The sequence below is a fragment of the Paenibacillus sp. J22FR21 genome (assembly GCF_056269135.1).
On record NZ_JBWDNJ010000005.1, the window covers coordinates 449990 to 469900 of the forward strand.

16 protein-coding genes are annotated in these 19911 nt (G+C 53.5%); 5 read left to right on the forward strand and 11 right to left on the reverse strand.

Going from position 1 to position 19911, the window contains the following annotated elements:
- Positions 1-105: 105 nt before the first annotated feature.
- A complete protein-coding gene (locus AC0YNS_RS20445; protein WP_475782816.1) occupies positions 106-3438 on the forward strand; it encodes a DEAD/DEAH box helicase in 3333 nt (1110 codons plus the stop codon).
- 69 nt (positions 3439-3507) lie between these two features.
- Here the strand turns inward: AC0YNS_RS20445 and AC0YNS_RS20450 are convergent, their stop codons facing one another.
- Together AC0YNS_RS20450 and AC0YNS_RS20455 are read right to left on the reverse strand one after the other, a co-directional pair.
- Positions 3508-3897 carry a VOC family protein gene (locus tag AC0YNS_RS20450; protein WP_475782817.1) on the reverse strand — a complete coding sequence of 130 codons (390 nt, stop codon included), beginning with the start codon at positions 3895-3897 and terminating at the stop codon, positions 3508-3510.
- A 41-nt stretch (positions 3898-3938) separates the two neighbouring features.
- Positions 3939-5114, reverse strand: a complete 1176-nt coding sequence (locus AC0YNS_RS20455; protein WP_475782818.1) for a WD40/YVTN/BNR-like repeat-containing protein — start codon at positions 5112-5114, stop codon at positions 3939-3941.
- 196 nt (positions 5115-5310) lie between these two features.
- Between AC0YNS_RS20455 and AC0YNS_RS20460 the strand changes: the two genes are divergently transcribed.
- A complete protein-coding gene (locus tag AC0YNS_RS20460; protein ID WP_475782819.1) occupies positions 5311-5565 on the forward strand; it encodes a hypothetical protein in 255 nt (84 codons plus the stop codon).
- A 122-nt stretch (positions 5566-5687) separates the two neighbouring features.
- Here AC0YNS_RS20460 and AC0YNS_RS20465 read toward each other — a convergent pair whose 3' ends face one another.
- Entirely contained in the window at positions 5688-6248 is a 561-nt protein-coding gene (locus AC0YNS_RS20465; protein WP_475782820.1) for a hypothetical protein, read from the reverse strand.
- 321 nt (positions 6249-6569) lie between these two features.
- Here AC0YNS_RS20465 and AC0YNS_RS20470 point away from each other — a divergent pair, with 321 nt between their 5' ends.
- From AC0YNS_RS20470 to AC0YNS_RS20480, 3 genes are read left to right on the forward strand one after another with little or no spacing between them, the layout of a single operon-like run.
- On the forward strand, positions 6570-7649 hold the full coding sequence (locus AC0YNS_RS20470) for a LacI family DNA-binding transcriptional regulator (protein WP_475782821.1): 1080 nt from the start codon (positions 6570-6572) through the stop codon (positions 7647-7649).
- A gap of 8 nt (positions 7650-7657) precedes the next feature.
- Positions 7658-10036 (forward strand): alpha-L-rhamnosidase-related protein, encoded by a 2379-nt coding sequence (locus tag AC0YNS_RS20475; protein WP_475782822.1) that lies wholly within the window; start codon positions 7658-7660, stop codon positions 10034-10036.
- An 11-nt stretch (positions 10037-10047) separates the two neighbouring features.
- Positions 10048-10362: a TfoX/Sxy family protein gene (locus AC0YNS_RS20480; RefSeq protein ID WP_475782823.1), complete on the forward strand. Its 315-nt coding sequence runs from the start codon at positions 10048-10050 to the stop codon at positions 10360-10362.
- Positions 10363-10737: 375 nt separating this feature from the next.
- On the opposite strand, the gene AC0YNS_RS20485 is transcribed toward AC0YNS_RS20480, so the two are convergent.
- The 8 genes from AC0YNS_RS20485 to rnhA all read right to left on the reverse strand — a co-directional run bounded on the left by AC0YNS_RS20485 (position 10738) and on the right by rnhA (position 19908).
- Positions 10738-11616 carry an ROK family protein gene (locus AC0YNS_RS20485; protein WP_475782824.1) on the reverse strand — a complete coding sequence of 293 codons (879 nt, stop codon included), beginning with the start codon at positions 11614-11616 and terminating at the stop codon, positions 10738-10740.
- 92 nt (positions 11617-11708) lie between these two features.
- Positions 11709-12449 carry an alpha/beta hydrolase family protein gene (locus tag AC0YNS_RS20490; protein ID WP_475782825.1) on the reverse strand — a complete coding sequence of 247 codons (741 nt, stop codon included), beginning with the start codon at positions 12447-12449 and terminating at the stop codon, positions 11709-11711.
- Positions 12442-13731 (reverse strand): M48 family metallopeptidase, encoded by a 1290-nt coding sequence (locus AC0YNS_RS20495; protein ID WP_475782826.1) that lies wholly within the window; start codon positions 13729-13731, stop codon positions 12442-12444. Before AC0YNS_RS20495 ends, AC0YNS_RS20490 begins: the two co-directional genes overlap by 8 nt.
- A 98-nt stretch (positions 13732-13829) precedes the next feature.
- On the reverse strand, positions 13830-14915 hold the full coding sequence (locus AC0YNS_RS20500; protein WP_475782827.1) for a glycoside hydrolase family 172 protein: 1086 nt from the start codon (positions 14913-14915) through the stop codon (positions 13830-13832).
- 140 nt (positions 14916-15055) lie between these two features.
- The gene (locus tag AC0YNS_RS20505) at positions 15056-16294 is read right to left on the reverse strand and encodes an ABC transporter substrate-binding protein (protein WP_475782828.1); all 1239 of its coding nucleotides are present in this window, start codon (positions 16292-16294) and stop codon (positions 15056-15058) included.
- 116 nt (positions 16295-16410) lie between these two features.
- Positions 16411-18696 carry a putative bifunctional diguanylate cyclase/phosphodiesterase gene (locus AC0YNS_RS20510; RefSeq protein WP_475782829.1) on the reverse strand — a complete coding sequence of 762 codons (2286 nt, stop codon included), beginning with the start codon at positions 18694-18696 and terminating at the stop codon, positions 16411-16413.
- Between the two features lie 198 nt (positions 18697-18894).
- Positions 18895-19203, reverse strand: coding sequence for a thioredoxin family protein (locus tag AC0YNS_RS20515; RefSeq protein WP_475782830.1), 309 nt, complete (start codon positions 19201-19203; stop codon positions 18895-18897).
- Between the two features lie 45 nt (positions 19204-19248).
- The gene (rnhA, locus tag AC0YNS_RS20520) at positions 19249-19908 is read right to left on the reverse strand and encodes a ribonuclease H (RefSeq protein WP_475782831.1); all 660 of its coding nucleotides are present in this window, start codon (positions 19906-19908) and stop codon (positions 19249-19251) included.
- Positions 19909-19911: the final 3 nt, after the last annotated feature.

The window sequence follows — 19911 nt, forward strand, 5'->3', positions numbered from 1 at the left end:
GAGATGCAATAAGCTGGTGCAGCCATGATCAAAACGGTTATGATGCTGATAGAGCTTCACGAGCAGACCTTGCCCGATAGGGCACAAAGGAAAGGAATACCGCACATGAGCTACCATCTGACGCAGTCCGCTATTCTTTCGATGTGCGGGCAGCTTTCCTATAAGAAAGGGGAATCCGCTTTCCGCAGCCGGAAAGTAGCGATTACCTATTATGATCCGGACGCCGCTCGATGCGAGGCGACAGTCAAGCTGCAGGAAACGTTCGAAGTCAGCATCCGTTTCGATGACGATGGCGATGTTGCCGCCAAATGCAACTGCCCCTCCTTATCTTCCTACGACAAATATTGCTCCCATGTCGCGGCCGTCCTCTTGCTCTTGTACGATGCGCAGCAGAGCGGCCGAGCTCCGATGGGAGGGGGTAGCCAAACCGCACAAACCGCACATGCCGGCAACAGCCCTACTTCCGGTTCTGCCTCCCTAGAGTCGAGCGGCGAGCTCGCCCGCGAGCTGCTCTCCATGTTCGCTCCGGCGAGCTCGCGGAAGTCCATTCGCAGCGCTCAGACTCGGTTCGATACCCGCGAACCGCTTGCCGTCACCTTCGTCTGCAAGCCGTTTACTTACAGCGGCGGCAAGCTGCTGCTTGGCATCGAGCTGAAGGTCGGAACGAAGCGGCCGATCATCGTACAGCAGATTCGCGAGTTTCTCCGTCACATTGAACTCGGCGAGCCGTTTACGATTGCGAAATCCTTTCACTATGATCCGCAGCTGCACAGCTTCCTGCCGGAAGACTTCGAGGTGATCCGGCAGCTGATTGCGGTGCTGCAGCAGGAACGCTTATACCAAGAAACATCGAGCATCTATGCCATACATGCGGCTCCGCTCAGCGGCCAGCGTATGCTGCCGATCCCGCCCGGTGCTTGGAAGCCTCTGCTCGCCACGTTGATCAGCGCGCCTTCGACGATGCTCGAGCAAGGCAATACCGCTTATCCAACCATTGCGATATCCGAAGAGCGGATTCCGCCACTAACCTTCGATCTCCGGCAGCTTCATGAAAGCGGCGCTCCAATTCGCGACCGAGGCAGCTATCACGTTCAAGCGCAAGGCTTGGACCAACTGGTCATCATTGAAGCCTACGGTCTTATTCTCGTGGATGGCAGATTTATCGAGCTGCCGCCAGCCGCTTGCCGCCGACTGGCAGTGCTGCAGCAGCTGCAAGAACGGTCCTCCTTGCCTTATATTCCGATCCTTCCGGAACAAATCGAGCCCTTCATGGAGCGCGTAGTGCCGGAGCTGCTGAAGCTGGGCACTGTCCATATCGCGGAAGACGTGTCGCGCCGCATCACGCATCGGCCGCTCAAGGCTAAGCTGTTCCTCGACCGCGTCCGGGACAGACTTCTCGCTGCGCTGGAATTCCACTATGGCGACCTGGTCATCAATCCGCTGGAAGCCGAGAGCGAGGTCCGTACGAACGGACCGATTCTCGTGCGTGATGGCGAGCAGGAACGCCAGATTCTCACGCTTATGGAAGAGGCTTCTTTCGCCAAAACGGAGGCCGGCTACTTCTTAGGTGACGAGGACAGTGAATATCACTTCCTCTACCATGTCGTGCCGCAGCTGGAGAAGCTGCTGACGGTGCATGCCACTTCGGCCGTACGTACACGCATCCATACGGGAAGCGTACCGCCGATTGTGAAAGTCCAGTTTAACGAACGAACGAATTGGCTGGATTTCAAATTCGATATCGATGGCATACCTGAGGCCGAAATTCGCAAGCTGCTTAAGTCCATTGAGGAGAAGCGCAAATTTCACCGCTTGGCAACCGGCGCTCTAATGCCGCTTGAGACGGAAGCGATGCAGGAAATTATTCGCATGATTAACGAGGCTCGGTTCACGCTGAAGGATCTGCGCGATTCCGGCATTTCCATCCCGCTCTTCCGTGGTCTGCATCTGATGGATACGCCGAGGCAAGGCAGCTCGGTCAAGCTCGATAAACCGCTCAGACAGCTGCTCGAGAATCTCCGAAATCCGGATAATCTGGATTTCGAACTGCCGGAAGGCATGTCCGGCGTGCTGCGGGACTATCAAAGCTATGGTTATCAGTGGATGCGGACGCTGGCCCGATATGGCTTCGGCGGAATTCTTGCAGATGATATGGGGCTTGGCAAGACGTTGCAGGCCATCGCGTTCCTACAATCGTTCCTACCGGATATTCGCGAAGAACGACTGCCCGCACTAATCGTCGCCCCCGCTTCCATCACCTACAACTGGCGAAATGAGCTGCGTAAATTCGCGCCAAGCCTTCGCGTCGCGATTGTCGATGGGACGAAGCAAGAGCGAGACGCAATACTGAGAAGAAGCTCGACCCTTGATGTCTTAATTACATCTTATCCGCTGTTGCGGCGGGACATCGAAGCTTATGCCGGCATGTCCTTTCACACCTTGATTCTGGATGAAGCGCAAGCATTCAAGAATTACACCACTCAGACTGCGCAAAGCGTAAAGCTGCTGAAGGCGCGTCATCATTTCGCTCTGACAGGAACGCCTGTAGAGAATCGATTGGAGGATCTGTGGTCGATCTTCGATGCGGTGTGCCCCGAGCTCTTCCCGGCAAGACGCGCCTTCGGCGATCTGCCGCGCGAAGTCGTCGCGAAGCGCTCGCGTCCGTTCTTGCTGCGCCGCGTGAAGACCGACGTTCTGAAGGAGCTGCCGGAGAAGATCGAGTCCACGCAGGTGTCGAAGCTGCTGCCGGAGCAGAAGAAGCTGTATGCCGCCTATCTCGCCAAGCTTCGCGAGGAGACGCTGAAGCATCTGAACAAGGATACGCTGCATAAGAATCGGATCCGCATCTTAGCAGGCCTTACCCGTCTGCGCCAGCTATGCTGCCATCCCGCCCTCTTCATCGAGGACTATGCGGGCAGTTCAGCCAAGCTGGAGCAGCTGCTGGAGCTGATCGACGAATGCCGCGAAGCAGGCAAGCGGCTGCTCGTATTCTCGCAGTTCGTGGAGATGCTGAAGATCATCAAGCTGGAAATGCAGCGGCGCGAAATCCCCCATTTCTACTTGGATGGCAGTACGCCGTCCTCGGAACGAGCTGAGCTAAGCACAAGGTTCAACGATGGCGAGCGGGATTTATTCCTCATCTCGCTGAAAGCCGGCGGTACGGGACTTAACCTCACGGGTGCAGACACCGTCATTCTCTATGACCTCTGGTGGAACCCTGCCGTAGAGCAGCAGGCCGCCGACCGCGCGCATCGCATCGGACAGAAGAAGGTCGTCCAAGTCATCCGACTCGTCTCCGAAGGCACAGTCGAGGACAAAATGTACGAGCTGCAGCAGCGCAAGAAGAACCTCATCGACGAGGTGATTCAGCCCGGTCAAGAGGCGCTCTCTGCCCTCACCGCCGAGGAAATACAGGAGCTGCTTATGATCGAAGGATAGCTCCGCAGCACAAAAAAGACCGACTCCCCCGCGTAACGGCTACGCGTTCGGAATCGGTCTTTTTTCTACTTAGGAATCGTGCCGGGCGGCATTGAGCTCAATCACATTACGATCGGGATCGAGCAGGAAAATCTGAGAGAAACCCGTGATACTGTTACGGTTGTGACGATGCGGGATGCCGCACTCATTCAGCCAATCGATTGTTTCGTCAAAGTCGGCCACGCGAATCGCAAAATGTCCGTCCCTCGTATCAATGCCACTGGTGCGCTTCGTCTCGCCGTCATGTACGAGCAAATGCAGCTGCTGACCACCGCCGCCAACGGCATACCAAGCCCCTTCAAAATCAAACGCCGGCCGCTGAATCTCCTGTAAGCCGATCACATCTCGATAAAATGCCTTCGCCCGCTCGATATCTGTAACGATCAAGCTCACATGATGAATGCCCTCGTGGTGAATCATCGCGCTCGTTCACCGCCTTTTTCCCACCATTATAGCATCATTTACTGAGGCTCTGGCAGCGAAAATCGTTTCGCCCACGTCTTCCCGCCGTCAACGGTCCGGTAGACGCCGGACTTCGACAGGCTCGTTACCGCCAGATAGCCGGTAGTCGGCGACACGAACGAAAGCTTCCCTTCATACCCGGGCACAGCTATCGGCAAATTGCTCCATGTCTTGCCATCATCCAGCGATCGGCCGAATTGCAGATTATCCAGCGCTCCGCTGCCGGCTGCCAGGAATGCCCCTTGGCGCCCAAGCACCGCCATATCTGTCGGCCTTCCCGCCGGTCCTTCAAGTGTACCCGCAGGAGCAACCGGTCCCGGCGCCGGTCCGCCACCCGCAGTAGGATGCGAGATCACTTGCTTCCAGTGCGCGCCTGCATCCGCGGTATGGAACAACGAGTAGGACGTCTGCGACATCCCGGAATCGCCAACCAGCAGCACCCATATATCAGAGCTGTCCGTGCCATAGATGGCTCCGCCATAGTTGACGGATGCTTTGACCTTAAGGGAATCGGTCCAGTGGCGACCGCCGTCAGTCGTGCGCTTCACCTCATACCCGCCGGCAGCCAGCACCGTAATGACCCAGCCTTTATTTTCCGTTACGAAATGAACGTAGCGGGAGTTCGGCGGTGTCGTCAATTTGGTCCATGTTTGGCCGCCATTCGTCGTCTTGAAGGTGAATGCACGCGTAAACCCGTAACCCACTTGCTCGTTCAGAAAATCAATCCGCTCAAAACCATACTGCCCTGTAGGCACCCATGTATAGTCGGCGCCGCCATTTGTCGTTTTGAGCAGCGTATTCTGCTTCGTTGCACTCGTCTTTGCCAGCACATAGCCAACCGAATTGGTCAAGAACTCCATCTGGCTGAAGCTCAGTTTGCCTGTGTTATAGATGGCTTGCCAGTGGCAGCCCCCGTCTGATGTGCCGATCATGAAGCCGTTCCCGGCCGCGCGTCCGATAGTGGCGCCTAAGAACTGAATCGCCTGTATATGCGGAGCGTTCGTATCCGTCATCGCCTGTAAGTTCAATCCATGATTATCGGTTCTGCAGGCTGCGGAAGCCTCCGGTTCCGGCGCTGCCGCCTGTGCAGAAGCGTTATACCTCGCCGGCACCCATAAAGATGTCCCAAGCAGCACGGCCATCACCCACATCGCAACTCTTCTTCCTCTTCTCATCAACATCACCTCATATTCGTAAATTACCCAACGTTCCCCATTCTCTATCTCTTCTTCCTCTGACGAGTGAACGAAGCGGCCGGTTGCAGGACACGGAACCAAAATCTAACACTGCTTTTACAATTCTCACATCTTCCTCTAATCATTCGTTGCTATACTGGGTTCAACTAAACCACGAAGGAGCTGCACCAAATCCATGTCCACGTCTACGTCTACGAATTCCAGCATCATCTACACCACCAGGTTGAGCGAAAGTGACACCATGACCAACAAACTGATTTACCAAGTGAAACAGAATCAACTGTCAGATCAAGAGCTAAACAGACTTCAAACCCGCTGCAGTAAAGAACTAAGCGACCTGCGTAACGAACTGAACGTCTTGCTTCAAGAGCTTCGCATGATCGCAGATCGCAATACGGACAAGCCCCTTTCCCCTTCGAAAGCTGCCTAATCCTCGTTTTCATTCTTATCTACATGTTCATCGACCTATCCTCTACACCTACAACCAAACCCTGACTAAGCCAAAACAAGCCCGCGGTCACATAATCAAGTGCCGGGGCTTGTTTGCTTCTATTATTCACCTGCGATATTCCAGCGATGACGATATTGTTCCAGCTTAGGATGCAGCGATTGCGATGGTTTAGATGCCAGCAGCAATCTTAATTTGACGATCCACTCCTCGAACGAAGAGTAAGAGGCGAACAAATTAGCCGTCTCCGGCGTGATATACAAGAAGTAGGGGGATGGGTAGGACTCTGCCAGATGGCGCAGTGCCGCTTCGATCGGCGTATATTTCTTCCGCTTGCCTTCCAGCCCCTCTATGACAATGGTTAGCCCTCCGCTGTCTCTTCCGCCGACCTCATGCTGAGCTTCAAGCTCACGTTTCCAATCATGCAGTCGATCCAGCCTTTTATAATAAGGCAGCACGGTTTCCTTCGTCATCCGTCTGATTGTCTCTTCATGCAGCGGGTACAGCACCAGCTTGGCAAAACGATGCTTTACCGCCGTTTCCACGGCAAAAGCAAGACTCTCGTTTGACATCCGCTGGAAGGAATCATACACAATCATGGTTCCTTTTAGCTGCTCCTTAGGCGGCTCATAGCCATATGGAACGGTCTGGCCAATTTGATTCAAATCCGATCTCCTCCCTCCCAAGGTACTCTTTACCTGCTTGCTGTACTGAGTATACCCCGGCATTTGTGAATTGATGTCGTACTTGCGAAGGTTAAAACGTTTTAATTGTGAGTCTAGCGACAAAGTTGCATAGCCCACTCCCACTTATTCTAACGAATCGTAGAAGTCTTATTTGCCCGAAAATAACCCCTTCTCAGATGTAACGAATCGTGGGGGTCTTATTTCGGGACCCCTTACTTATCATAACAAATTCCATATATTGACGCTCTCAAATCGGTGTGCTACGTTAGCCGTATAAAACGTTTTTAGAGGGTGCGAGCGATGAGAAAGTCAGACCGCAGCGTCACGATCAAAGATATTGCGCGAGAAGCCGGCGTATCGATTTCTACGGTTTCTTTCGCCTTTAATGGCACCGCACCTGTCGCGCCTGATACGAAAGACCGCATATTCGAGGTTATCAAACGGCTGAACTATCAGCCGAACTCTGCAGCCCGCGGCCTTGTCACACGCAAGACGAACAATATTTGTTTGTTTACGCCTCAGCCTGCTTCTAATTTCTTCTCCTTTGCAGGCAACAGCGTGTTTCCCCATCTGCTGCAAGGCATAGGCGAGATACTGGATCAGAAGGATTATAATCTGCTGATTTCCTGGGATAATCAAGGCCATAAAGCCAAAACACCGAAGCTCATCAAGCTGATGCGCGAGCGTGCGATGGACGGTGTGCTGATCTGCTTGCCTAGCCACGATTCCTCGGTCATCGAAGAGCTGCTGGGCCATCATTTTCCCGTCGTCATCATTGGCAGCAACGGTCTGAAGAACCAGGTCAATTCCGTCGACGTCGATAATTACGATATCGCCTACCGCAACGTGCAGCATCTACTGGCGCTCGGGCATACGCGAATCGCATTCATCAGCCCGGGACCACTCGAATTTCTCGTATGTGAGGATCGGCTTGAAGGCTATCGTGGCGCCCTTGAAGAGGCAGGAATTCGGTACCGCGATGAGTACCTGTTTATCGGTGATGAGCTTGAAGGAAGCGGCTACCGCGCTGCGAATGCTTTGCTTAGCTTGAAGGAGCCGCCGACTGCCATCGTATCCGGACGGGATACACAAGCTGTCGGGGTGTACGAATATGCGAGGGAGCATCGCATATCCATCCCGGATGACCTCGCACTCATCAGCTTCGAGAACTCCGAGCTCGCCGAGAAATACGGTATTTCATCGGCGACAACAGATCTGCATGAGATCGGCAAGGAAGGCGCGAGGCTCCTCTATAAACTGCTCACCCGCAAGAAAGAACGCAGCGCTCAGAATATCGTCATCCCGTCGGAGCTTATTATTAGGTCCAGCTGTGGCGGCGCGAATCAGAAGATAGATAAGATAACCCATTCCCGGAGGTAGAACTCGCTATGTTTAAACATGCACGCCCCATCTGGCCGGAAGGGCTAGAGCAGGAAATGAATTGCACCGGCGGCTTTAGAGCTCAGTTTCAAGAGATTGGGACGGAACGCCGGATTGTAAGAATCACGGCTTCCTCCCGTTATCGCGTTTATGTGAATGGGCATTTCTGCGGGCATGGCCCGGCGGCAGGACCGCACGGCCATTACCGCGTCGATGAATGGGAGCTTTCGCCGAGTGTGGTGCAGGAAGGTCTGAACATCGTCGCCATTGAAGTCGCGGGCTATAATGTGAACAGCTTTTACACGCTTGACCAGCCTTCTTTTGTCCAGGCAGAGGTTGAGCTTGATGGCGTTGTCGCAGCTGCGACAGGTGATTCGGCTCGAGTCTTCGACGTGTTCGTGCTTCCGGAACGCGTGCAGAAGGTGCAGCGTTACAGCTTCCAGCGTGCTTTTATCGAGGCGTATCAGTTGGATGCGCATGTTCATGAGTGGCGCACAAACGCGGATTCGATCCCCGCTTCTCCGGCGGCTTCGAGTGCTATTATGGAAGAGAAACAGCTTCTGCCGCGGCGGGTAAGTTATTCGGACTTTGCGGTCAAAGCTCCGGCCGCCATCGTTGCCTCCGGCACGGTTGCGAAACGCGCCGATGGCGGGGCTGACGCAACTTCCCCATGGCGGGACCGTGCGTTAACCGGAATTGGCCCCTTGTTCAAAGGCTTCGAGATCAGCGAGCTGGCGCTCCTTCCTACGGATGAGTTGGGGGAGCTCGAGACGAGCCTGCCCAGCGATGCGGCAGCCGTTGCGTATGATGGGCAACCACTTCAATTGGGCACACAGGATACTTCGATACTGGCTTTTGACCGCAATCTATCCGGGTTTATTGGCATTCAGTTCACATGTGAGCGTGCTTCGCGCATTGCGATTACATTCGATGAGATTCTCTTGCATGGCGATGTCGATCATCTGCGGCTGGAATGCTCGAACGTCATCCATCTCGCCTGCGAGCCTGGTGCTTATGCCTTCGAATCGATTGAACCCTATACGCTGAAATATATGAAAATCATCGTTCTCGAAGGTGACTGCCTTCTCTCCGGCTGCACCTTACGGGAATATGCGAATCCGGATGCGGATCGCGCGAATTTCAGCAGCTCTGATGAGGCACTAGGGAAAATCTTCGAAGCAGCGAGGGAATCGTTCCGTCAGAATGCGGTTGATATTTTCATGGACTGCCCTTCTCGTGAACGTGCCGGCTGGTTATGCGACAGCTTCTTCACAGCTCGTGTTGAGGCCGATTTGACCGGACGCTCCGTCATTGAGCACAATTTCCTTGAGAATTTCGCGCTGCCGGAGCACTTCGCTCATCTGCCTGAGGGCATGCTGCCCATGTGTTATCCCGCGGATCATTACAGCGGCGAGTTCATTCCCAATTGGTCGCTGTGGTTCATTATTCAGCTGGAGGAATTCCGTTCGCGCGGCGGGGATGAGGAGCTGATCCGTTCCCTGCAGCCGCGAGTGGATGCGCTGCTGCGTTATTTTGAAGGCTTCCATAATGAGTTTGGGCTGCTGGAGAACTTGGAGAGCTGGGTGTTTATCGAATGGTCGAAGGCGAACAGCTTTGTTAGCGGCATTAACTTCCCTTCCAACATGCTCTACGCCGGGGCACTGGAAGCAGCAGGCCGGCTTTACCATAACGACGATTACTTGGCGCAAGGGGTCGCACTGAAGCAGGTCATTCGGGAATTTTCGTTCGATGGGAAGTTCTTCGTCGATCAGGCGATTGAGAATGCGGATGGCGAAATCGAAATGACCGACAACCGCACCGAAGTGTGCCAATACTACGCTGCCTTCTTCGGGATTGCGGATGCCGAGACGCAGCACGATTGGTACGCGAGCCTCGTTCACGATTTCAGCCCGAGCCGCGGCGCGGAGGAACCAACCATCGCCGATATTAGCGAGATCCATCCAGCAAACGCGTTTATCGGCTATTATTTACGCATGGAGCTGTTATCGCAATTAGGCGCCTCCGCACAGCTGCTGGAGGAGATCAAAGCTTTCTTCGGCTTAATGGCTGAGCAAACCGGTACGCTCTGGGAGCATAACCGTACGACTGCCAGCTGCAACCACGGCTTTGCCTCCCATGTCGTACGCAGTCTGTACCGCGATGCGCTTGGCATCGAATCGCTCGATCTGAAGCGGAATAAGCTGTCGATCGTCTTCACGAACACGTCGCTGCAATGGTGCAGCGGGAAGCTGCCGACACCGGAGGGGCTTGTCGAACTGGAATGGCGCATCGAGGATGGCGAGCTTCGTTACCGGATATCGGCACCGCCGCAGCTTACGGTTGAGGTGCGTAATTTCAGCGGGAAGCCGCTTGTTCGTGAGGAGTAGGAGGAACGAGTATGTCGCACTATGAGCACCTGTACAACGAAATCGGCGATCAGCTGGTCGTAAGCGATGAAGTCGTGAAGGGCAGCATGTTCGGCGCAAAATGTTTGAAAATCAACAAGAAAGCTTTTGCCATGTTCCACCGTGGCAACATGGTCTTCAAGCTGCCTGCGGACAACAGCGCCGCAGCTCTTGACGGCGCGGGGACATTCGAGCCGTCCCCGGGCAAAGCGATGAAGGGCTGGATCCAGGTCCCGCCTAACCACGCGGATCAGTGGGAAGAGCTCTCGAGCACGGCACTGCGCTATGTGCGCTCGCTGAGCGAGTAGCGATACTCCGCTTCTCTAACGCAGCTTCTCCCGGTGCGCGATTTATGTCTTAGCATCACGCATCATCACGACCATCACACCTCGCACGTGATTGAGAAAATGCTGCCTTTCATGCAACATTTATCGGGAAATGGTGGCCTCACGGAGGAAATGTTGCGCTAACTACAACATTTTCATCTCATCAAGCCATATATGGGCCATTCTTCATTGAAATGCTGCCATTTGTGCTACATTGGGCTCCATTTACCCACCGATGAGGGTGAAATGTTGCATTTCCGGCATCATTTCCGCCTCCAACAGCCCGGTCCGCTCGCATAAAACAAAAAGCTGCTCCAAAAGTCGCCTAATCGCAACTATTGGAGCAGCTTTTATTCATTACTTCGCGCTAAGCGCTCGCAGGCCAAGTGCCAACGCACCGCTCAAGCCGGCGTTGTCGCCAAGACCCGGAGGCACGATGTACTCGTCGATGCCGCCAAGCAACGCTTCCGCGCTGACGTAACCGTTCAGGTTCTTGCGAACCTCTTCACGGATGAGCGGGAAGAGATGCTCCTGATGCATAACGCCGCCGCCCAGAATAATACGCTTCGGCGACATGAGCAGAACCGCACTCGATACGGCCTGTCCAATATAGAAAGCCTCCATCGCCCAAGCCGGATGATCCACACCTAGCTCGCTGCCCTTCACTTTCCATCTGCCCTCAAGCGCCGGACCTGCAGCCATGCCTTCCAAGCAATCGCCATGATACGGGCAGAAGCCTTCATACGTATCCTCCGGATGACGACGCGTCAACACGTGTCCGCCCTCCGGATGAACCAATCCATGAACGAGCTTGCCTTCTGCATATACGCCGACACCGACACCGGTACCGATCGTGTAATAGAGACAGCTGTCCAGTCCGGCAGCCGCGCCCCAAGTTGCTTCACCGAGTGCAGCCGCGTTTACATCCGTATCCCAGCCAAAAGGAACGTCAAACACCTTGCGCAGCTCCGGCAGGAATGGATAGTTGCCCCAGCCCGGCTTCGGCGTTGTCGTAACATAGCCGTATAACGGACTATTCGGATCAATATTAATCGGACCGAACGAGCCGATCCCGATAGCTTCTACTTCTTTCTCACGGAAATACGCAATCACGTTCGCCAGCGTTTTCTCCGGCTGCTCGGTCGGGAAGCTCACCCGATCCAGAATTTCGCCTTTCTCATTACCGATCCCACAAACAAACTTCGTACCGCCGGCTTCCACCGCTCCAATAAGCATTATCCCCAGTTCCTCCCAGTCATAGTGTCACCATAATTAGTTTGTATACTATGCAAAATAGCAAAATTACCAGAGAACAGCAAGACTTTGTTCTAGATGATTCCGCTAAGCCAGCCCCATACCGCCTGCAGCGTCAGCCACTGGTTCGACAAGCCCATCCGATTCGTATACGGTGCATGCTCTCGAAAATAATCCGCATGTTTGCCAATAATCGGTACGCCGCATGCTCCGGCCGGCCCATGCTTATCCGGCTGCCATACAGGCAGGAAGCCGCGCTGCCCGCGAGCCCAGCCGCCGAATGTGCCCAGCCGGCTTATCTTATCAATCGCTCGGTCGCCAACAGACTCCGGCGACTCTGCGGTAGCATGAACAAACAGCACCGACTGCCGCAGCTCCTGCGCAATGCGGCATCGCGGCGAGCCAATCATCACTACCGGGCTCGGTGCCCCGCCCTCTTGCTCATGCAGAAGCTTCGCCGCTTGCACGGCTGCTACGCCGCCGCCGCTGTGGCCGATCAGAATCGTCCGGCCTCCCTGCAGCCCTCGGCGAAGTCGTCCAGCCTGAATCTCAGCGACCACGCGCTTCCCTCCAATGGAGCGAGCAGCATGCCGCGAACTAAGCCGCATATCACGCCCGATTTCCCAAAGCTGCGGGATGACGTTCCGGCTCCAATCCCCATAGGGGAAGAGCAGCTGCGAAGCACCTACCTCGTAGCCTTCTCGAGTCAGTATAGCATGCAGCGCAGCTCGAAAGCTCTCCATGAATTGCGGAGCGGTCGCCAGACCGCTCAGCAGATAAAGCGAGACCTCGCCTTTGGCAGGAGAATTACTCATGCGTTCCTTCCCCTTTATGCTCACGTTCGAATGTCATAGCCGCCGCAATCCGCTCCAGATCGCTGGGATGCGTATCCCGGAACCAGCGCACCAGCAGCGGCGGGTTAATATCGCTCAGCGTAATAACCGCAGTCTTCTGCTGCATCGAGATAGAGCCGTCCGCACTGCCGAGCAAATCCATCGCATAGGCATCAGCCGCGGATTCCGCGCCTCGCGACACGAGATTGCTAACCGGCAGCGACGCGAAAGACAGCACAGCGATAATCAGCAGCAAGAACGGCAGTGCCGTCATATCGGAGCGACTGCGAATGCCGAAGCGATCCCCGTAGCGGCGAATGCTCCATGTATAGATCCAGCCGCCAACAACAATAACCACAAGGGACGAACCGACAGCGCCTAGTGCGCTCCACTCTAAGTGGTGCATCACATAGTGCCCCATCTCATGCGCCATAATGAGCAGAATCTCCTGCTCGGTCAGCTGTTTCAGCGTCGTGTCCCACAGCACGATGCGCAGAGAAGAACCAATCCCAGTCACATAAGCGTTGATCGCATTGGTCTTGATGGACATATCCGCCTCATACACACGATCAGCCGGTATATCTGCTTTGGCAGCGAGCTCCAGAATTCTTGCTTCCAGCTGCGGATTAGACAGCTCCGTAAAATGATTGTACAGCGGATCAATGACGACCGGCTGCACATACATCATGAACACCGTGAACGGCACCGAGATCAGCCACAGCTTCAGCCACCATCGGCCCTTGCGAGAGAGAATCCAGAATGCTACCGCAGAAACAGCCAGCAGCGTCACATACCCCACGCCAAAGGCAACCAGTTTATCCCGAATCCACCCCGGTACAGGCTGCGTCGTAATGCCATACGACTTCGACAAGCTATAGCCAAACACGCGAAGCGGCAAATATAACAGAAACGAAGCCGCGTCAACTAGCAGCACGAATAGCGGAAACCGCACAACAAGCGGCAGCCCCCGGCGCTCCAATGCATCCCGCCAATAACGAGCGAGACCGCCGAAGAGCAGAAACAGATAAATCAGCCATTCCCATGGCCCGCTAATGAAGAATATCCAATTACGCAGCGCATTCAACACCGCACTGTCCTTCAGCTGCTCCGCGCTGAAGAATGTCGCCGGATCGGCGGCGGTCCCGACATACGCAGCCGGTACGTTATTCGGCGAGGTAAACCAGACATATACAGCCATCAAGACCGCATAGCCGGCCGTTAGTGCGATCCATTTCCATAACCCGGCGAACTTTCGCGAAGGCATAGAGTTACCACCTGCTTTTCCAATGTTTGGGATGAGATTATCATAGCACAGAAAAGAAGCCGACTCATCTTGAGCCGGCTTCCATCCACAAACACGAATTAAATAACTTCCCGCTCGTCATTGCCCGGCAAAGCTGGGAATGGCGCATGCGGTTCCGCTTGATACCAGAAGGTCGTAGAAGCGATATCGCTTTGCTGAGGCAGGTAGCGGCCGCCGGAACGCCAGCCCAGATCTTGAATCGTCACGCGCAGCTCGGATTCGAAACGAATCGGATCCTGAACATGCCAACGATACATTCCGAAACGTTGTTGGCTGCGGTACAGGCCATCCGGCTTAATGACTTGGTGCATACCGAGGAATGGCGTGGAGTAAACCCCATATTGTCCCTGCGGATGCTCCCAGTTCCATGCACCGCCGAAATAATCCTCCGTACCCGTTCCGCAGATCGTCGGGAACTCGCTGTCGCCGTCCATGAAGAACTTGATTTCGCCTTCGCCCCACCAGCCGGTGTTATTGACTTGCCAAGCGAGATAAGTACCCACGTAATGGCCTTTACCTTTAACGCCGTCAATTAACGTATGAACATCCTTGTAAGCGACCGGATTGCTTCTTCTCCACTGGGCGTGGAAATAAGCCATATCCTCCGGCACTTCCGTAAGGGTGTAATCGATTTGATAGTACAGGACAGCCTTGTCCGACTTTGACGTATTCTCCATTGTGAGGCGCGCCGAGCCGCGGAAAGGCATTTGCCAGTAGCTGTTCATGCCTCCGGCCGGATTAACCGCAACCGGGAACGAATTCACGTTGCAGCGCTCTTGCCAGCCGTTACAGAAGAAGTCGCCGACAGGTACTTCTACGGAAGGCGTCTCCTCATTGTCCCAATAAATGCGGAAGATCATATTTCTCCACGAACCGGGATGGCAGGTCAACCAAATATGTTGAATCGCACCGGGTCCGGTAATTTCGCCCATCGTTAATGTTTCTCCCGCCGCGATTTCGACGGATGGCGATACTTTCCAGCCGACTCCCAAATCACGTGCGCAGTTTGCGCCTGTACCCTCAGCAGCCATGGCGCCCTTGCCTGGCTCACCCGTAAAGTTCTCCGGGCTGATCGATCTCGTCTTCGCATTCGACAGTCTTGCTAGGTTTCCAATTCCCAAATCCAAACCATTAAAGTTATACAAGTCGCTGTACACTCCTCACGATAGAATGAAAACGGTTTACTTTTGTAACATGGCACCTATGCTACTCCCGCTTGGGACAAACTGTCAACGTTTTTTTGTAAAAAAAAGCAAGTCCACCCAACCGGCGGACTTGCTTCTTACTAACGCTGCATGAGCTCCTTCTGTTCCTTCCAGAAGGTATCCCAAGCCGTCAACGTTTCCTTCAACGTTGCTTCCCCGAGGAGCATCTGCTGTTCTGCTTTGGTCGAGCGTCTCTCCCATTCGGAATAGCTGGGGTATTGAATCGGGAGTCGATAGTACATGTATTTATCCGGGTTATTGTTCATTTCAATCAATGGTTTATAGGGACCTGTCATAAAAAACGGATCTGCAGCCGCAGTCGTGTGAATCGGCACCAATCCGTATCGTTTGCCCATAGAGATGTTCTGCTCAGGGCTCGACAGATACGCAATCAGCTTCCATGCCTCTTCCTTATGCAGCGATTGCGTGGGAATTCCCCAGCCTGCCGCTCCGACTGTAATTAACGCCTTGCCATTCGGTCCTGCTGGCATCGGGGCTGTGGCCCATGTGCCATGCGGCATCTTAGCCTGAAGCGTCTGAATGACATCGGAATCCTGGAGCAGCATAGCAGTCTGACCCGAGGTGAACGCATTGACCTGCTCTTCAAACCCAAAATACAACGACTCCTCCGGCGAGGCGTTCTTATAGAGCAATTCAAATAACGAAAGTGCTTGCTCCGCTTCAGGCGACGAATACGCACTCGTGCCGTCTTTGCGGAAGGCGCCGTCATCCACATTCATCCCATCGCCATTGTACGTCCGGACCATCGTATCAAAGATCGAATTGGCTCCCTTCGCGCCGCGGAAGGAGAATCCGTAGCGGTTCTTGCTGCGATCGGTCAGCTTCACGGCCGTCTCATACAGCTCCTGCCACGTTGCCGGCGGCATCAGCTTCTGACTGTCGAACCAATCCTTGCGATAATAGAGCTGCCGTTCATACAGGCCGTTGGCCAGAAAATAAAGCTGTCCCTGCACACTGCCCACATTCAGCGGAATTTCCGCCACGGTCGAGAAATCCTTCCAGCTCGCAGCATACGTATCCAGGGGATCGATGTACTGTTTACTTACATAGTCCGCAATATTAACATCCCGTACCTCGATCACGTCCAGATCTTGTTTAGCGGCAAGCATCGTTCGAATCGTCTCGTCCGCTTGGTCGAATGGAGGCGAAATCAGCTCCACATGAATCATCGGGTTCTGCGCCTCGAACTCCGCAATTTGTTCTTTCAAGATGCCCGTTCGCTGAGGGTTCGTCAAACTTTCCATCATCTTAAGAGTAACCTTCTCCGATGGTGCATTCGCCTGCACCGGCTCGCTCATTAGACTACCATTCTCCGAACTCGAATTATTCTTTGCGCTGCAGCCTGTTACCACGGTCAACATTATCAATGCGTAAACAAACGGGCGCAGCTTTCTAGTAGGATGAACTCCCATAGCTATAGCCTCCTGCCTGCATAACTGACATTTTCGACTAAACGATTCGCGCATTCCTCTGGTAAGAGAGGACGACTGAATATGTATCCCTGAACATCGTCACAGTTCAATTCGCTCAGTAGCTTCACTTGTTCCATCGTCTCGACGCCTTCGGCCGTTACGCATAAATTCAAACTGTGCGACATGACGATGATCGCTCCGACAATCGCACGCTCCTTCGGGTTCTGGATCATATCGTCCAAGAAGGACTTGTCCACCTTCAGTCGATGAATGGGGAAGTTCTTCAAGTAGCTGAGCGAAGAGTATCCTGTTCCAAAGTCATCGATGGAAATTTTGACACCCAGCTCAGAAAGGCCTTGCAGCGTAAGAATAACCTTCTCGACATCCTGCATCGCAATCGATTCCGTAATTTCAAGCTCCAGATATTGTGGTGAAAGTCCTGTCTGTTGCAAAATATTCGATACCGTTTCAATAATGCCGTTGCTCTGAAATTGATGAATGGATAAGTTGACGGAAACTTGCACCGCGGGTAATCCGGCGTCTTGCCATGCTTTATTCTGCTTGCATGCTGTATATAGAATCCATTCCCCTATCGGAATGATGAGACGGGAATCCTCGGCGATCGGGATAAATTCAGCCGGCGAAATGAGTCCATGCTCGTGATGTCTCCACCTGACCAGCGCCTCGACACCGGCGATTCGTCCGGTTGCGAGCTCGTATTGCGGCTGATACATCAGCAGCAGCTGCTCCCGCTCCAGCGCCTTGCGCAAATCCCGCTCCAGCGACAGGTTGCCGTAGGACTTCTTATCCATCGCTGCATCGTAAAACCTGTGACTGCTTCGTCCGCTTTCTTTGACGCTGTACATCGCCATATCGGCATTCTTAATGAGCGACTGTCCATCCTCGCCGTGGTGCGGATAAATACTGACACCGATGCTGGCGGAAACAAACAATTCTTTATCCTGATAATAAATAGGCTGTTGGATGAGTGCTGCAATTTCATAAATAACCGTTTCAACCTCGTCATACTCACTGATTTGAGGCATTAATACAAGAAACTCATCCCCGCCAAATCGTGCAATGGTGAAGGCTTTATTGAGGTGCCGCTTCAGCTTATCCGAAATATCAACGAGCAGCTTGTCACCCGCACCATGTCCGAAGGTATCGTTAATGATCTTGAGTCGATCCAAGTCAATAAACAGGACGGCAAAACGCTGCCCATGCTGCTTGGCAATGACGATCTCCTTCTCCAAGAGTTCGTTAAACAGCTTGCGGTTGGCCAAATCGGTCAAATGGTCATGATACGCCATATAGCGGATCCTGGCATCACTTCGCCTGCGCTGGTACAAATAATTGAGCAAATACGTCACAATCGCAATGGTAAGCACGCTTGCGAGTGTTGTATTGCGAATTTTACGTGTATCCTTCACAAGCTCCGAGACCGGAATCACCGCCTCAACCTTCCAACCCGCGGTGGACAGCTTGCCGGCCACAATCAACTGCTGCGTGCCGTTCACCTTGATCGTAGCGGTATCGATCGTCGACAAGGAGGCATCCTTGTCTATATCGGTCCGGTTCAGTGCAGGAACCGCGTAAACCTCTCCTTCACCGGCACCACGCGCCGCGCTTAGCAGATGGTTGCTCCCATCTAACATGACAATTTCGCCGCTGTCCCCAAGCTGTCTATCGGAGAGCGTATCATTCAACACACGAGTACTAATCTCGACCATGAGAAGATATCGTCGGCCGGAGCTCAGTGTCAAATTGCGGCTGATCGCAAACGACGACAAGCCGGACATGTAACCCTCGCTCTTCGTTTCATGCCATACGATCCTGCCTCCGGCCAAAGCTTGTTTATACCAATCGGTATGGGTGTAATCGATACTAGGTACATCAGGAGGGGTGGTCGTGATGACCTTCAAATCGGAATCCCGAGGCAAGAGGTGGACGGCCGTGATTTCGCCTTTGCTGAAGAAACGGACGGCAATGGTTGTTTTGATCGCATTCGAAGCGGTGTAACGTTCCAGCTGTCCGCTGCTGGTGCTGCTGTAATCGGCCAAATTGCTTAAGATCACGCCGTCTGTAATAAAGTTGTACGTCAGGTCCTCATAACTCCGTAACGTGAGGTTCAATTTATCGACAGACTGCATAACCATCTGCTGCGTCGAGAGCGTCATCTTCTCTTTCAGTATGGACTTGGACTGTGAGTAAGAGAAGAAGCTGATTCCGGCGACCAGCAAGGTAGAGCATAATAATATAAATAGAAAGGGCTTGAAATTCGCCTTCACAAACTCCGCCTCCTCAATCAGCATCTATATGTAGTAAAGCGGCATTTTCGACAAATTCCACCAAAAATCGTGCTTTTGGACTAATCTGATACTAATGTACCACACAGTCGTTAGTAAAGTTATTTAGTAACTGTTAGATTTCTATTTTTTCTCAAAAAAAATAGAAAAAAAACGTTCCGATCTGTGAGGAAAGGAACGTTACTTAAGCAGTCGATAGAGGTCATCAACAGACCTCATCGCGTATTCGAACCGGACCGGCTCTCCATCCTCCAGAAGGACGAGACAAGGTACACTGGCGATTCGCCATTCATCTCGCAGGGTCGGTGAGAAATTGATATTCATCGTCCGAATCGGTGTCGTGCTGCCGGCTGCTTCTACGATTTCGAGCATGCGCAGCCCCAGCTTGCATGTCCCGCATAGCGGCGTGAAGAAGTAGATCGCTTCCCGCCCCTTCTTCGCTTTGGGCTGTCCCAGCCATTCCTGTTCGGTCATCTCTTGAAAAGCCATATGCATACTCCAATCATCTGCCTGTATTCGGCGTAGAACGGACGCTTACTTGCGCCCGTAATCCGCTTTAATCTCGCCCCACTGCTTCGTCTGCCACTTGAGTACTTTATTCGAATACGTATTGGTTTGCAGCCACTTGACGGCACGGTCTACCATGCCCCAAATTTCTGCCGTTGACGCATCCCTGACAAGCGTAGAGGATACTTCCTTCTGTCTCACCCATTTGAGTGCATTCATCGAATCGCTGTATACCGTCTTATTACTGCCAAGTTTCTTCAAATAAGCCAGCCCATGTACAATGGCGAGAAACTCTCCGAGGTTATTCGTGCCTTTGGATACCGGGCCTACGGCGAAGATCACTTCGCCCGTTTGCGTATCCACGCCTTTATATTCCACGGGTCCGGGATTACCGTTTGTGCCAACGTCTACGGAGATGCTGTTATAATCTATCTCTTCGCTGCCTGCTTCCGCTGCGGAGCTCTTCCGTTTAAAGTTCTGCCCGGAACTGCTCGAGGCGCTGCTGCTGCCTTGTCCCCAATGCTTCTTCCATCCGCCTTGATAGGCTTCGTCGGCTGCTGCCTTTGTTTCATAGGACTTGAATTTCGCATCGTCAAATCCGCTCGTTTGAGCCTGACACTCACTCCAATTGCTGTATACGCCTGGCTTTCTTCCTACCCAAACGACATAAAACTTCTGCTTGGCCACCTG